10 protein-coding genes are annotated in these 16,024 nt (G+C 52.6%); 4 read left to right on the top strand and 6 right to left on the bottom strand.

Features of this window, described 5'->3' with window-relative positions; genetic code table 11:
- Window positions 1–10 precede the first annotated feature (10 nt).
- From IXB50_RS03750 to IXB50_RS22385, 6 genes are all read right to left on the bottom strand, one after another.
- On the bottom strand, window positions 11–2,689 hold the full coding sequence (locus IXB50_RS03750) for a COG1470 family protein (RefSeq protein WP_215607597.1): 2,679 nt from the start codon (window positions 2,687–2,689) through the stop codon (window positions 11–13).
- An 80-nt stretch (window positions 2,690–2,769) separates the two neighbouring features.
- A complete protein-coding gene (locus IXB50_RS03745) occupies window positions 2,770–5,028 on the bottom strand; it encodes a WD40 repeat domain-containing protein (protein WP_215607596.1) in 2,259 nt (752 codons plus the stop codon).
- 17 nt (window positions 5,029–5,045) lie between these two features.
- Window positions 5,046–6,368: a hypothetical protein gene (locus tag IXB50_RS03740; RefSeq protein ID WP_215607595.1), complete on the bottom strand. Its 1,323-nt coding sequence runs from the start codon at window positions 6,366–6,368 to the stop codon at window positions 5,046–5,048.
- Between the two features lie 125 nt (window positions 6,369–6,493).
- A complete protein-coding gene (locus IXB50_RS03735; RefSeq protein ID WP_215607594.1) occupies window positions 6,494–7,546 on the bottom strand; it encodes a phage tail protein in 1,053 nt (350 codons plus the stop codon).
- Window positions 7,547–7,556: 10 nt separating this feature from the next.
- Entirely contained in the window at window positions 7,557–9,752 is a 2,196-nt protein-coding gene (locus IXB50_RS03730) for a putative baseplate assembly protein (RefSeq protein ID WP_215607593.1), read from the bottom strand.
- A 198-nt stretch (window positions 9,753–9,950) separates the two neighbouring features.
- Complete coding sequence (locus IXB50_RS22385) at window positions 9,951–10,370, bottom strand: GPW/gp25 family protein (RefSeq protein WP_215607592.1); 420 nt, start codon at window positions 10,368–10,370, stop codon at window positions 9,951–9,953.
- Window positions 10,371–10,832: 462 nt separating this feature from the next.
- On the opposite strand from IXB50_RS22385, the gene IXB50_RS03720 reads away from it, so the two are divergent.
- The 4 genes from IXB50_RS03720 (at window position 10,833) to xerA (ending at window position 15,945) form a co-directional block, all read left to right on the top strand.
- Window positions 10,833–11,042 (top strand): Nif11-like leader peptide family natural product precursor, encoded by a 210-nt coding sequence (locus IXB50_RS03720; protein ID WP_215607591.1) that lies wholly within the window; start codon window positions 10,833–10,835, stop codon window positions 11,040–11,042.
- 283 nt (window positions 11,043–11,325) lie between these two features.
- The gene (locus tag IXB50_RS03715) at window positions 11,326–12,558 is read left to right on the top strand and encodes a DUF4255 domain-containing protein (protein WP_215607590.1); all 1,233 of its coding nucleotides are present in this window, start codon (window positions 11,326–11,328) and stop codon (window positions 12,556–12,558) included.
- Complete coding sequence (locus IXB50_RS03710) at window positions 12,555–14,633, top strand: ATP-binding protein (RefSeq protein ID WP_215607589.1); 2,079 nt, start codon at window positions 12,555–12,557, stop codon at window positions 14,631–14,633. Before IXB50_RS03715 ends, IXB50_RS03710 begins: the two co-directional genes overlap by 4 nt.
- Before the next feature lie 364 nt (window positions 14,634–14,997).
- A complete protein-coding gene (gene xerA, locus IXB50_RS03705) occupies window positions 14,998–15,945 on the top strand; it encodes a site-specific tyrosine recombinase/integron integrase (protein WP_215607588.1) in 948 nt (315 codons plus the stop codon).
- The last annotated feature ends 79 nt before the right edge of the window (window positions 15,946–16,024 follow it).

The following is a 16,024-nucleotide window of genomic DNA, read 5'->3' as shown; positions in this document are numbered from 1 at the left end:
CAGTAGAAAATCATTCAAATTGAGGGGGTAATTCTACAGGAGAGACCTTCCCTGGTTTAATGGTTACGGGCGGGCCTTCAAATGTCTCTGATTCGCCTGAAGAATTCTCTCCCGTCGCTGCACCGTTGGCTGCTCCAGCAGCTGTCGCACCAGCTGCCTGGTCACTGCCCGTATTAATAACGATTTCGGGTGGTTTTTCTGGGGTAGGATCATAGGGGGTAATACTAAAGGATCTCGCCTCCATTTCCCCGGCTGAATTTTGAACTTTAAAGGAGAGGATGGTTTTTCCTGAATCTAATCTGATGGGCACTGATAAAGTGCCCACTGCTGCGACAGGTCCTGGTGTCGGTAGGATCATCACCTGAGTGCCTACATTCTCCTCCACTTCCCAGTTCAACGTGACTATCTTCTGAGCATTTCCTGCTTCAACGGCTACGAAAAAATCGGATAAATAGTTGGGTATACCAGGTGTGACTAGCGGTATCGGACCGGTTGAGTCGTTATACGTAAGAGAAATTATTTTAGGTGGACGAGGACTAATCTGGGTGGGCTCGCTTGTGGTGACAATCGCCTCTGCCAAAGGTTTATCTCGGAGAATTGCAACAACATCAATGGTGTAAGTGCCCGGCTGTCGTAAACCCGTTGGCACATTCTCGCACTTTAAGATTTGAGTTTCATCAATATTGCAAAAGCCATCGGCCAGCTTTGTAGGAATTATATCCTTTAAGTTAGCTGGCTCCTTGGGCTGCTGCTGCTGATTAAATTCAAATGTTAGAGGCTTAGCTGCAACAGCTTTTTCGGCATCCCTTACAATTAACTTGATGGCTTTGATTTGCTCAGGATGACTGATATACCAATTTGCCCGAACTACATGGGGATCTTCAACAGGTGTAGAGGGTTCAAAATGCTCACTATTATTGGGATCTAAAAAGGTTTGTTCAGCTAAAGGGACCGCCGAGGAATCAATCTTTGCAGTTTGAGTATTGGTCTGCTCGATTGGATCTTTTACGATAGATGGAGCTTTTTCTACATAGCTTTTGGCAGAGGGAGCGACTTCAATACTGGGTAATGGGGCCGGTGGAATGGGTGCGATCGCAACCAAAGCCGACTGAGCCTGGGTCGGAATCGCATTACGCCCAGGCTTAGGAATAACATTGAGAATAAACTGATACTCTCCGGCCCGTTTGGCATCCGTGCGCACATTGCGGCAGGTGAGGGCCTGTCGTCGCTCAATACAAAACGATTCAAGCTCTGGCGGTAATGTTTTGCCACTGAGATCATAGGTTAAGGGACCACTTAACAAATCTCCCTCAACAGACTGACCAATGATTTCTAGCTGTTGAATGCGGCCAGGATTGCTAATCTCAAACCCGACGGATACCGTATCGTCATTACTAGCATCATAGGCAGTACTTTCTGGGGCAAAGCGTAGCACCCTAGAGGGCGCGGGGGGATGAATAAAGAACCACCAGGTCAGCCACATCAGCCCGATAAAAGAGCCAATCAGTAACAAAATAAAGGGTAAAATTTGCCACCAGGGCCGTGCCTCCCACATCAGTAACCCCTGCATCGGGTTCTCGATCAATGGCTTTTTGGCAGGGTCCGTGGCCACCACTTCAAACTGAATCACCCGTCCGCCACCAAACAGAGGTCGCTTCCACGGATGCTTGGGCTGAACCATGACATCACTTACCAAAGCCTGTTGAGGGGCCAGGGTTAAGGATGATGGGTGGATAGTGTAATTACAGAGATCTCCCCCTTCCAACCCAACAATTTGAAAATCCAGGGTTCTGGTGGTATTGCCTTGATTGGTGGCCTGCACGCTATAACGTCCCGGCTGTTGCTGAATGCGGCTGACCAGGGTGCGAAAATGGGTCGTCACCTGATAAAGCGGTTCAATCTGCAGGTAGAGAACATCCAGCAACTTAAGTTTTGGGTTGTTTTCTGATTTGACCTGGAGGGTAACCAACATGGTTTGGGCCAGGGCATTGGGGGGCGGTGTCAGGGTGAGTAAAATCACCCCTTCCATGTCTGGATTCAGATCCAGCTGGGATTCAACAATAGCTAACCCAGGGGTGCGAAACCCTTGGGGATAATTAATGGTGACCCAGTCCTCTGGCAGATCGGCACAACGCAGCCGAAAGCGATCAACCCGGTCCGAGCGATTGTAAACATACACCTGAAACTGCAGGGGGTTGCCGGGCAGAACCTTGATCGGTTTGGTGTGGGTGGTCACCGGTTCCACCGCAAAGGTGGGAGTATTTTCTCTTAGTGCCGATTGGGGTGGGGGCAACACCTTGAGGCTGTGCGGATAACGATGGGGCGGTCTACCGGAATAGTGATCCGGGGCATCCACCACTAGCCAATAGTCATAGGCTCCAGCCAGAGCCGTGGCCGGGACATCAAAGCGCAAGGTGACATCTTCTCCCTCACCTGGGTCTAAGGCCAGCTGGGTCTGAATTGTTTCACACCAGGGGTGAATGGCGACGGGCAGCTCATCCAGGAAAATGTCAATGACGGCACTTTTATCCCCTTTATTGGTAACGGTAACCCTGATTTCTAAAGAGTCCCCTGGTAAGACCTGATCTTGACCCGATGACGAGATAATCACACCAATGGGATCGGTTGCGGCAGCATGATCCAGAGCAATTTGGGGCAACGCTTCCATTGGCACAGAATAGCGGGTCATGGCGGGGGAAGGGGGGAAGAGGGGAAGAGGGGAAGAGGGGAAGGGGGGAAGGAACGAGGAACGAGGAACGAGGAAGATTTTTAGGGGCAGGCTGTGTTGTCGGCAGTAGTGCGGTGTAACTTAACCTGGTGGTTATCGCCGCCGCTGACTATGGTCAGTTTATTCTCCTTTTGAACAATATCAACACTGTTGATAGATTTTGAAAACTTAGCGAGTTGTCGGTGTTCCATGATTTGACCATCGATATTGAGGGACCACAGCATGACTCGACCATCGTCACCGCCGCTGACTAGATAACAGCCATCCTGGGTCAGGGCCACTGCGTTGACAGGTCGTTCCCGATGGCCATCTGTCCATTGGTCAGTGGGTAAACAGTTTGTATTATTTGTATGATCAGAGCTATCAGGCCTGCACCGACTCATATTCCAGAGACTAATGCGGCCCTGGTTGTCGGCGGTTGCTAGACGAGTTAACTTATTTTCAGCCGTGTCCAGGCTGGTGATATAGTCTTCTTCTTGCCCTGGGGGATAGGGTAGGGATCTTACCCGGTTGGTCTGGGTATTCCATAACCGGAGCTGGTTACGACGCCCACCAATAGCCAGGGTGGCGGCACCATTGGTTTGTTCGTCAGGAACTGAACCAATCGGGGCCATGGCTTGAATGGCAAAGTTAAACTGTTTTTCCTGGGCCGGGGTGGTGAGTCGATTATGGGTCTCTAGGTCTTGTAGGTGCCAGCGCAACACTAACCCGCTACCGTGGGCACTAAACAAACTGCGAGAATCTGGACTAAACTGCAGGTCAAAGACGCGATCATCTCGTTTGAAGACGAGGGCTTTTGGGGATGACTCCGATAGCAGATTCCAAACCTGAATTTCACCGTTTTCCAATCCGGCGGCTAGGACATTATTGTTACGGGGGCGATAGCGCACCACCCGCACGGCTTTGCTGATATCCTTCCGCAAAACGTCAATCCGGCGCAGCCGACGCACTATTTGCCAACGGCGAATGGTGTTGTCATTGGCTCCGCTAATCACCATGCTGGCCTGACCGTCAAATTGCACCGCATTAACCGGAGCCCGGTGGTTGGTCAGGTGTTTGAACCATAGTCCCAAAGCCAGGCCCAATAGCAGCAAGGCTAGACACTGCAGCCAAAGTGGTATTTTGGGTGGAATTACCAGCTCAATTTGTTGATCGGCGGGATCAATGTCGGTTTGCTGCAGTTGGGAACGTAGCTGAAACCGTTGTCGCCGTCGCCACCCCCACCAGGGGGGCTGGGGTTGAACCGTCAACGCCATGGTGGTGCGCGCGCCTGGCTTTAAAGCGACCTGGGATGGACTTAATTGCAGGCAATGGCGAGTGGTGCGGGCGGGTGTGGGAAAATCTCGTTGTAATGTGGCCCATAGTCGCTTAAACCAGGGTACATCAATGCGGTTTAAGGCAATCCTGACAGATTGGGCCACATTACTCGCATTGTCAAGGGTCACCCTATAGCTAATGGGATCTCTTCCGTTGGACGTTCTGACTGGAGTGGTTTCAGGTTCCGTCGATGGGGACTGGTGCGATCTCGATTCCCACAATTCAACATAATCCGCATCATCGTAGGTCCCATCATCCCCTGGGTTAATTCCCGCCAGGTCACAGTCAAACAACAAAGACCCCACGGGCAAAATCTCCAGGGTGGCCGCCTGACTCACGGGCTGGGTTTGAATTTGGCTGGCCTCCACTTCAAAGTCATAAACCTGGCTGGGCGCTTCACTCAAGGACGGTAGTTGACAGATAAATAACAACTCAGCCTGGCCCCGAGGCGACAACTGCAACCGTCGTTTATGACCATCAATCAGCCAAGATTGTGGTAACCCCTTAAGCTCAACCTGAATATTGGCCGTATTCCGCTGATGGTTGGCGATGTGCAGCGGAATTTCGATCAAATCCCCAGGCTCTCCTTGAAAGTCAAGGGTAGACATCGATATCTGGGGAGGCGTGATCCCCGGTCCCTGCACCACCAGGTTAATAATTTGCCGATCTTTTTCCCCCAGTTCTAAACAGGTGACATTCACATTAAGGTTCATCTTGCCGGTGAAACCACCAGAGACGGGGGGTAGCGCCAGCAAATTCACAATAAAGTTAGCCTGATCCCCCGCTGGAATTTTGGCAGAGATATCGGGAGTCAAACGATACCAATCCTGACTAGCGTTACGGGCGATGCCGGGCGCAGATAACTCCAGGGTAAAGGTGGCAAAGCGATCGCTGAGATTATTGACCATCACTTCAAATTGGTCACGGCCTGCGCCAACCTGAAGCGAATGGGTGGACAACTGGGTCAGAATCTGTTTAGCCATTAATCGAGCGAGATAGCCTAGTTAGACGGTGGGTGGGGAGGATGACTGACAGGCATCAGCCACTGGTGTAGCTGCTGGTGACGGGCAGCAAAGGTGAGGAGATTAATGCCCAATTCCTGGGCCGAGCGAATCTCTTCCCGGTCAAGATACAGATCATCGTTGGCTCCCCAGGCCTGGAGTAATGGACCGATTAATAACAGCACACCACCCCAGCGATATAACCCAATGGGTCGCTGCTGCACCGTGGGCAAATGACTAAAGCGAAACGGATGGGCGCGCGCCAGGGAAAACTCTCCCTGGTGAACCCGTTGCTCGGCAGTTAGGGCATTTGTTCCGTTTGTCCTATTTGTCCCTAAGGGGTCTGACAAGCCTTCGGTGTCTAGAAATGTGTGAATTGGTGCAGCGAGGGTGGCAATTTCATCGGTAATACAAGCTTGGATTCTCTGCAATTCTTCCTGGGCCTTCTCCCTCAACGACGGCCCGCCGCGCTGAGGCTTAGCGGCCATCGCCTGCTGTAGCTCTAGCTCAGCCCGATACAGATTCAGCACCTCATCTTCAGCCGCATCAATTAGCAGGACACACCCCCGCTGCAAATATTGGGCCAGTTGATGGTGGGTGGACCGATCCAATTGACAAAACTCATCGTAGGATACATGGCTGAGATTCCCCTCCAGGGGAGAGTCCACCATGGCTCCCTGGAGGCTAGGATACAGTCCTGGCAAGGATTCAAACAGAGACTCAAACTGAGCTGCACCCATGGGAGAGTGTGCCAACAGACCCACATGACAGGTTAGGGATGACTGGGATTGTACCGAGCGGCGATGGCGCAAATCGAGCTGATCAAACCCAGGGGCAAAGACATTTTCTGGAGCGGAGAGGGCATTCATCCCCGGTGATAATTGCACCCGACATAGCTCCACCTCGTCGGCCTCCGCAGGCACGTCTTTCTCAATAATCTGGAAAGCGTCCTGGACAATCTCGGTCTCTGCTTGAGATGTTTGCTCCGAGTGTTTGAGTACAATGTAGATAGTCGTTTCTTCAGTGGGTCGGGCCGACAGATAACAGTTTTCAGGTCGGGAGACGACAATGGGATTGCCCTGGCCATCAATCGCCAAGCCCGGTTGGATCGTCAGCCAGCGCGGATAGCGATAGCGACTGGGGGCCGCCTCAGGAATCTCGGCCACACTAATGCCTAAGCCATCGACAATGCCACCCTGGTGGAGCGATTGATAATGAATCGTCTGGCGGTTTTGGTGATAGCTATGGGCAATCTGCCAGTGGTTGGCCGTAATCAGTAGACCGTCGTTGACGTGGAGGCGTTGGAGGGGTTGGAGGGGCATGGGGGGAGAGAAATTAAAAATTAAAAATTAGCAATTAAAAAGTCAAAAATGAAAGTTAGGCTTGGGGTATCGGACTTGCTGATTCATTTTGACTTTTGACTTTTGACTTTTGACTTTTTAATTTATTAACTACTGTCTGACGGAGTTTCAATGGCAAGATCGTAGCTAGAGAAGGCGGGTTTTTCTTGATCGATGATGGTGCGAATTAAGGCTTCGTCTAGGGAATAGTTGTCGGGGGCGCGCAAATGCACGGAAAAGTGACAGGGACGACTGCCGCCGAGAATGGTTGAGCTGCCGAGAACGGTTTGACCTAATACATGACCAGGGCTAAAGTTTTCATGGATGCCGATGGATTTTTGTGATTCATCGGGTAAATGATCATCCAGGGGTAACCCACTAGCTAAATGTAGATAAAACCGCAATCCTCGCCGGGTGCCACGCCAACGATAGATCTCCATGGCGTAGCGAATCAGGGTGCGTTGTTGTTCTAAACTTAGGGGAGCTTCGAAGGACCATCCGACCCAATGGGACAAAAACGGCAACATGGAGCGGGGCGCGGTCAGGGGGTCCAGGTAGGCCCAGAGATGATCCAGGATATCAACGGTGGGTTCAAAGGTGGTCTCAAAAATTTTGAGAAATCGACCAACAATATCAATGCGTCGGTAAATATCGGGTAAAAAGTCCAGATATAAACTGGGGGGACGCACTAATACTTCAAAGGGACTGAGATGTTCTTCGCTATCACCGCGTGGAGAGATGGCGGTTACCTTAAGTTGTCCTTTGTAATCTAATCGCAGGGGCAATTGTTGCGGCGATAGGGGACGTTCAAAGAAATCGGATGCGATCGCAAAATACAACACCGCCTCCATCTGATGATTAGCCGGTAGCTCAGACCCCTCCGTGCGTAGCTGCCACCAGTCTCGGGGCACATCCCCCGTCACTGAAAACTGGAGCTGCAGCGGCGTGTCCCCCTGATGTTTAATCCGCACCACTAACTCTCCCAACTCTCCAGGATGCAGCTGCAGACGGGTGGCCTGGGGAGAGGACGACGGGGACCCGGCAATTTTGGAGAACGTGCTAGAGGGAGAAAACGTCATCGCCGAGCCAGACGAGAGATCTGGTTCTTGCAAAGATACTAGGGAAATGTCTATCAGCCGTCCGGTTTGGGTCTGTGCCATGGTGTCTCCCCTAACCGATCAAACTAATGGTGTGGCCCGAATGCAGTTGGGCATTGGCCCAGGAACACACCAGGCCCAGCGGGTCAGGCGTCACCACATTGTCCGGGGCCAGTCGCCGTACCCATGCTGTTCCCTGTTGCCGAATTTCATACAACATCACCGTGCCCAAATATCGCACCCCGGTCATGGTTTGCAACCGGGTAATAATATCGGACGGATACACGGGTGTGCCAAAGGGCCAGCCGTCTCCATGGGGGCCACCGGTCAACGGATTTAAGAACCGATATAGGGCCACTTGGAGATCGTGTAGTATGACCTGTTGTGCTTCGGGCGAACCGTAGCTGGGTTCAATCGCCACTTCGGCGGTCACACTCACCCCCACATAGCTGGGAGAGTCTAGCTTGACCTGTAGCCCCAGGGGTCGCCGTTCGTCTAAATATTGCAGCACAGTTTGGCTGAGCTGCGGTGTGAGACTGAGGGCCTGGGGAGAAATGCCCATACCTGCCTCAATATCACCCAGGTTGGTTTTGGGCACCACCATCACCGTGATCAGCCCTGGCTGGGTGTTGAGCTGACGCGGACAAAGACTGCGGGCCACGGCCCCCGCCCCCGCTTCTATGGCCAGGGTTTCAAAGTCTTCGGCGGTGACGGCGCGATCGCGAGTGCGCAACAATTTGGGGACCCGCAATACCGCCGAGTCCAGGGATTCTGCATCGGTACCGTAGTAGGCGGCTTGATGATTAGTCACGGAGGCCACATAGGGCACCGCCGACTTAATCACCCGCAGGGTTTGGGGTTGCACATTACCCTGTTGGCCACCGCCGGTGCGATAGGCCCCCATGGTGAGCACCGCCCCTCGGGGGGGGACTGCCCCATATTGTCGTTCTAACAGTTGGGGAGACAGGGTCAGGACGGCGGTGTCGCGGGAGCTGTGGGCACTGGAGGAGAGAGATTGTTGGTGCGATCGCACCTGAGTCGCCGATTTCAACTGAGCCGGTTCTCGAATCAAAGGCCCAAACTGTATCAACCCCGTGAGAGAGTCCAACGTGTAATGTAGATCCTCTGGCCCCGAATCAGCAAAATCCGGCACCTCCTGCCATTCCTGCCGCTGCCCATCGGGCAACGTCACCACCAATGTTTCTGAGTCTTGCCGGGGCAGGATGGGGGTAGTTTGCACTTGAAATTTCTGTCCCGCCTGGCCATTGCTTTCCCCCAGCAGTTCATTGTGAATAGTCAGGCATTGGCGAGCATCCACCGTCCCCCCAATGGCCCGCGCAGCCACACTCAGCAATTGGGGGGAATTGGTATACGTCGCCACTGTCGAATCTGTACACACACACCGCACCCAACGTCCCCGATAGCTAGCAAATTCGGTTACGGGGAGATTTTGGGGCAAATGTAAGACCACTTCCCCCTGCTGCACATCACTGTCACTGCCAGAATCATAAAAACTAAACCCGTGGGTTTCATCATCACTCTCCTGCATCAGCACATCCGACACCCAGGTTTGACCATTCCAGGCCTGCCATTGTCGGGGGGGAACCTCTGGGCGAATGCCTGTGGGGGTGGCCGACTCACCTTCAAAATTTAGAGCAATGACATTACCCTCCAGGGCCTGGTCCGGATCAAGCACCAGGTAAAAACAATTCCCCACTTGGGGCGTGGGGTCAAAGATCGCCTGTTCGGCCCCGGCCCAGCGACCATCGGACCGCCGAGTCCACCGCACCGACAGCCGATCATGCAGCACAGTCGGCTGCTGTTCGTCAGTCTCCGCCGTCAGCAGATGAACAATATGGGGGATCCCCACCGTCAAGGCCCGATCCGTACTAAACACAATCGCCTCTTCTGTCTCTGTTCGTTCGGTGGCCACTTCCACCGAGGCTGGAATGGTATAGGGGTCGGGCAAGCTGGCGGACAGATAGAAGGTGAGTGCCGTCTGGGCCGGAGCCGGAGGCTGTAATCGAATCCCGAGTAATTCTAAAAATGCTACATAGTTACGACGCGGCACCTGGTTAAACCGCATCATCATTTGATCCGTCAGCCAGCCAAATAGCTCCACCATGGTAATCCCCGGATCACTGGGGTTATGGTTGGTCCAGTCGGGACAGTAGCGGGGAATGCGCAACAAACATTCTTCCACCAGGTCCTTAAACTGACGGTCATCTAGGTTGGAGTTTGGCAGCTTAGGTAAAAAGTCAAATTCCATAGCGTCTGGGGGGCAAACAGATGGAGTTAGAAATGAGAATTTAATTAGGTCTCAGTGAAAAAATATCTCTTAGCATCGATGCCTTTAGGCGGGGTGGGTTTCATAGCTAGCGCCAGTGGTCAACCCACCCCGTTGCCCCTCCCAGGAGGGGATTACATCTCGGCCTTTGTCTTAAGTACTGCATTTCTTGCTGCTCCATTAAACAGAGGGGGTGAGATAAAACGGATACACTAAACTGCGTCGGTGGTGGGTGGTGCGCACCCGATAGTGAACGGTAATGCTCAAACTGGCGGCATCGGGCAGGGGAGTGGCCGTCACTGATTCAATCGTTATCCGGGGTTCCCATTGTTGCAGGGCCTCACGGGCATAAATTTGGGCCAGCAACAAAGTGTCATCGTTTAATGGGGCAAAGACGAGTTCATGGAGTCGAGAGCCAAAATCGGGGCGGTACACCCGCTCTCCTAAGCGGGTGCCCAAAATAATCACAATGGACTCATCCAGGTTGCGATAATCCTGACTTTGCTGAAACCCTCCTTGTACAGTTACCCGCACAGGAAAGCCCCAGCCTTCTCCTAATAAGTCTCGTTCTTTTGGTAACGGGTCTTGGGTGTTGGCCACTGATGGTACATCCGACAATGATTATGCCTGAAGCCTCGAAAACAGGAGAAAAGGAGAATACGGATGATAATACTGGTTTATAGGGAGGTGTAGTTGTGATCACACAATTACACATAATCAACAAAGAACATCCAGAAGATGTCATCTCCTCCCAGAATGCTTTTCAATAATAGGTGTGATTTTCAGAGTTGACACCGCTTTTACAAATAAATTCTTTTTGATACTTTTCGATTGCGTTTTAGTTACCTATCGTTAAATAAGTTGAGATTTAGAGGCTGTCTGTAACGTTAAATAAGTAATATTGCAAATAATCTACGGAAATCGTGGGTTCACGGATGAAATTAAATTATTTAGTAAACCCATCAATAAAAGTTGCTAGTATTATTCCTATCTGCGCCACAAGTTGCATAACAGTCTTTATTCAACCTTAGTTACTCAATAGTGTCAGGAGCCCCCTTAACGATGGCTAAAGAGCAGGTGATCAAGCTTTATCGTGAAGCCCAGTCGAATCCTGGTTTACGGGATTCGTTGAATACGGCCCCCAATGTGGAATCGTTTGTGACGATGGCGAATCAACAAGGGTTCACGTTTACCCTCAATGAATGGCAGGATATGATGCGGTTTTCGGTAGAAGAGTTGGAATGTGAACTCTCGGAGATTCCAGGCATTTAACCCCGTAGGGTGGGCACTGCCCACCGGCTAAGGCAAAATCGTTATCCACCTACCTGATTCGCCCTTGAATGTCGGCATTGGTGGGTAAAGTTGTTGTTGAATAATTGCAACAGGTAATCCAGGGGGTTACCCACCCTACGGTTTTTTCTGATGCTTGAATGTTGGCATTGGTGGGTACGGGTGTTGTTGGATGATTGTAATAGGTAATCCAGGGGTGTTACCCACCCTACGGTTTTTTGGGTGCAAAAGAAGTGCCGTCTAAGGTGGTTTATTCTATCTTGTTATGAGTAATTCGTTGGCCATTGCAGCGGTCACCACCACCTTGCAGTCTTTGATTAATCAGGGAATTCGCAGTGCCATTGATAGTGCCACTGTCACAGCCGTGACGCTGGAAAAAGCCCAGGCCAATGGTGACAGCAATCGGATTAATCTGTTGCTGTATCACGCCATGCCCAAGCTAGAGTTAGGGCATCAACAGTCACTCCAGCCCCGTGGCAAGGTGAGAACGCCCCAGAAAACGTCCGTTGCCTTAGATCTCTATTATCTGGTGGCGGCCTATGGTGAAAATGGCAGTGAAGCGAAAAGTCATCTTTTGTTAGGGCGGGTGATTCAGTTTTTGTCGGATGGTCTTACCCTGGGTGCGGCCGAGATTGAAACTGCTACGGCCCGTGAGTTGCCCAATAGTGATTTACATCGCCAACTTGAAAAGATTCAAATTAGCCCCGTTGCCCTCACTTTTGAGGAGATGTCTAAGGTGTGGCAGGTGCTACAAAATCCCTATCGACCCAGTGTGGCCTTAAAGGTATCGGTGATTATGATCGACATCGGTGGCCCGGTGGGTGGGGCGATGCCGGTGTTGTCCCGCAGTGGTGTGGGGGATGGTCCCTTTGTCATGCCGGGGTTGCCGCCGATGATTACGGGGATAACATTGCCCCATCGACAACCCAGTGCGCGGGTGGGCGATCGGGTGTTAGTTCGGGGTGAACATTTTGCTGGGGATGCGGTGACGGTGCAGTTACGGCATCCGTTATTGGCGAAGCCGATTGATCTGGTGCCCCAGGTGCCACCTTCGGCGACGTCGGTGGAAACGATGTTGTCCCCGGACTCTCCCTGGCTGGCCGGATTTTGGACGGTGGCGGTGGGGGTGTTGCGGGCCTCTGGTTCAATGCGGGTGAGTAATGAGTTTCCCCTGGCGGTGGCTCCGATCATTTCGGGGTTGGATCCGTTGGAGGTGTCGGCGGGGAATGTGAGTTTGTCGTTGACTTGTGTGCCTGCGGTGCGTGGGGACCAGCGGGTGATGCTGATCTGGGGCGATCGCACCATTGCGGTCTATGAGATGTCTCATCCTGAGGATGATCCGAGGGCATCGCGACTCACATTTCGGATTCGTGAGCTGACGCCGGGGGTATATCCGGTGCGGTTGCGGGTGGATGGCGTGGATAGTATGCCGGTGGATGTGTCTGCTGTGCCCATGCAGGTTGACCCGCAACAGCAGGTGAGGATTACGGTGCCATGAGTACCTGGGAAGAGAATAATCGGTCTTATTTGTTAGCGGTCTGTCAGGGGTTGCGGCTGCGGCTGCGACGGGTGGTGGGCGATGAAGCGGTGACGACTGAGATGATGGCTGAGGCGGAAGCTGCGATCGCAGCCTCCGCTGCGGTGGATCCACCCCCGGCGGCGATCGATCTGGGCGATCGGTTTAATCTCTCTGAGCTGGAAATGGGGATCTTGTTGCTGTGTGTGGCCATGGAGGTGGATCCGCTACTGCCGGAGCTGTGTGATCAGGCCCAGGGGGGCCGGGGTTGGGCGTTTCCCACATTTGCCTTGGGGTTTCAGTTATTTGAAGCGGTGCAGTGGGATGTGATGACCATTGATGCACCGTTGCGGTACTGGCGCTTGGTGGAAATCCATGGGAACCAGCCGCAGCCGTTGCCCCAGTCGATGCTGAAGGCGGATGAGCGGATCGTCAATCATATTATGGGCTCGGGGCGGTTGGATCATCGGCTGGCGTCGTTGTTGACGCCGTTGGTGGGGTCGGACCCGGTTCAGGAGCCCAGGATTTCGACATCGCAGCAAAAAGTGGTCGCAGAGCTGTGCGAGTCGTTGGCGGGGGTGAGTGGGCCGTTGCCGGTGGTGCAGTTGTTGGGCACTAGCGAGGAGACGAAGTCGTTGTTGGCCCAGGTGGTGGCGGCTCAGTTCGGGGCGCAGCTGTATGGGTTGATGGGGGAGTTGATCCCTGCGGGTAATAGCGACTTTACGCAGTTTCTGCGGCTATGGGAGCGGGAGGCGTATTTGTCGCGGGTGGGATTATTTATTGATACTCAGGAGCTGGGCTCAGATGCGCAAAATAAGGTGTCGCTGCGGCGGTTTTTGAGTCAGTGTAGTGGGTTGGTGTTTGTGGATAGTCGGGAGGTGCGGTTGCCGCCCCATCGACAGGCGATTACAAGAGAGGTGGGCAAGCCGACGGCGGTGGAGCAGCGGCAGGAATGGGTGGCGGTGTTGGGTAAGGACGCGGCGGGGCAGGCGGCGGTTTTGAGTAGTCAGTTTTGTTTAAATTTTTCTGAGATAGGGGAAATAGGAAGTCAAAAGGCGACAGGCAAAAGTCAAAAGTCAAAGAAAAAAAGTAACAAGGAACAAGTAAAAAGTAGCAAGTCTGACACCCCCTCACCCCTGCTCCCCTGCTCCCCTGCTCCCCTACTTTGGAACGCCTGCTTAAACCGTACCCGCCCACGCCTGGAGTCATTGGCACAACGGATCGATGTAAAGGCGACCTGGGATCAGTTAGTGTTGCCGGATGAGGCAATGGGTGTACTACGCCAGATTGTGGACCAGGTGCGGTTGCGGAGTCGTGTGTACGATGATTGGGGCTTTCGGGAGCGGATGAACCGGGGCCTGGGGGTGAGTGCAATGTTTGCGGGGGTGAGTGGGACGGGGAAGACGATGGCGGCGGAGGTGATTGCGAATGAGCTGAATCTATACCTTTATCGAATTGATTTGTCGTCGGTGGTGAGTAAGTATATCGGTGAGACGGAGAAAAATTTGCGGCGGTTGTTTGATGCGGCGGAAGAGGGGGGGGCGATTTTGTTTTTTGATGAGGCGGATGCGTTATTTGGGAAGCGGAGTGAGGTGAAGGATAGTCATGATCGGTATGCGAATGTGGAGATTAATTATTTGTTGCAGCGGATAGAGGCGTATCGGGGGCTGGCGGTGTTGGCGACGAATTTGCGGGGGGCGTTGGATGATGCGTTTTTGAGAAGGCTGAGGTTTTTGGTGGAGTTTCCGTTTCCGTCGCAGGAGTATCGGCAGGCGTTGTGGCGGAAGGTGTTTCCGGTGGGGATACCGATGGGCGTGATGGATTATGAGCGGTTGGGTGGGTTTAATGTGACGGGGGGGACGATTCATACGGTGGCGTTGAATGCGGCGTTTATGGCAGCGGAGCAGGGGACGCAGGTGGGAATGAGGCAGGTGTTGGCGGCGATGAGGACGGAGTATGGGAAGTTGGAGCGGCAGGTGTATGAGGCTGAATTTGTGTGGGATGGGCAAGGACAACCCGCGAAGGATTGGGAAACGATCTCCTCCGGCGACATCTAAGGATGTTTGAATTGGTGGAGCACACAGGGAAAAAACAAATCCAAGTTCATCCGAGATAGGGACGTGTCTGGAGCGGCTTTTGCACGATGAACGGAGCCATAGGGTGCAACTGATGCAGGGGCGGGGGAAATCGACGATGCAGTTTAATTCGTTTTTGTTCTATTTTGTTCTAGGAGTGGGGACACTGGTTGAATGATAGCCATGGCGACCATGACCAAGATCATCAGAGTTGAAAAGACGATTCATCGTAATCAGCAACGCCTGAAACTCCTGTTTGATCGGGATGATGAGTTGATTCAGCTGGTGCGACGGATTAGGGACTGTCGGTGGAGCACTACTATGTTATGCCAATCATCTGGAATTTTTGAACCGGAAGTTCGGTGGTCAGATCCGCTTTGTTCCAGTGCAGGAAGTGCCGGTGAAGGAGGCAAATGCTGCAGATGCACCATCTTCTAACCAGGCCAAATCATCCAGACAGGTGCAGGTTCCACCCGCCTTTGTGGAGCAGATGAAGATACGGCGGTACAGCCAGAATACGATCAAGGCTTATACCTCTACCCTGGCTCGGTTCCTCGAATTTAATAGTGATCGGGAGCCAGACCAGATCGAGCCGGAGCGGATACGCGCCTATATGCTGCATTTGGTTGAGTACACGGATCTCTCCGCCAGCTACCAAAATCAGGCGATCAATGCGATCAAGTTCTATTTTGAAGCGGTGCTGGGCCAGTCGGTTGATCCCATTGTGATTCAGAGGCCCAGAAAAGCGAAGAAGCTGCCCGCTGTGTTGAGTGAGGAGGAAGTGGCGCTGATTTTCAAGCAGATCAAAAACCTGAAGCACAAGTGTGCCATCTACTTGATCTATTCTGCGGGATTGCGACGGAGTGAAGTTCTGAACCTGAAGCCGACGGATATTGATTCAAAGCGGAATTGCATCAACATTCGGGATGCGAAAGGGAATAAAGATAGGATTACACTCCTATCGCAAAAAGCATTGTTGCTGCTGCGAGAGTATTACAAGCAGTACCGCCCAAAGGAGTGGTTGTTTGAGGGTGCTGAGGGCGGCAAGTACAGCACTACTAGTCTGCGCAAGATATTGCAACGGGCTGTGGAGAATGCGGGGATTAAAAAGGAGGTGACGTTACACACGCTGCGACATAGTTTTGCGACCCATTTGCTGGAGCGGGGAACGGATCTGCGGTATATCCAGTCGTTGCTAGGTCATAGTAGTTCGAAGACGACTGAGATATACACCCATATCACGTCAAAGGGATTTGAAAATCTCAAGTCACCATTGGATGATATGGATGTGTGAGAAGGTGCACATATACCGCCAAATCGGAGGTATATGTGCACCTTTTGAGTAATGACACAGTCCAAATAAACGGAATAGT

The sequence above is a fragment of the Leptothoe spongobia TAU-MAC 1115 genome (assembly GCF_018739885.1).
Classification (GTDB): Bacteria; Cyanobacteriota; Cyanobacteriia; order Phormidesmidales; family Phormidesmidaceae; genus Leptothoe; species Leptothoe spongobia.
The sequence above is the reverse complement of the archived record's forward strand: the minus strand, read 5'-3'. Positions and strand labels throughout refer to the sequence as shown.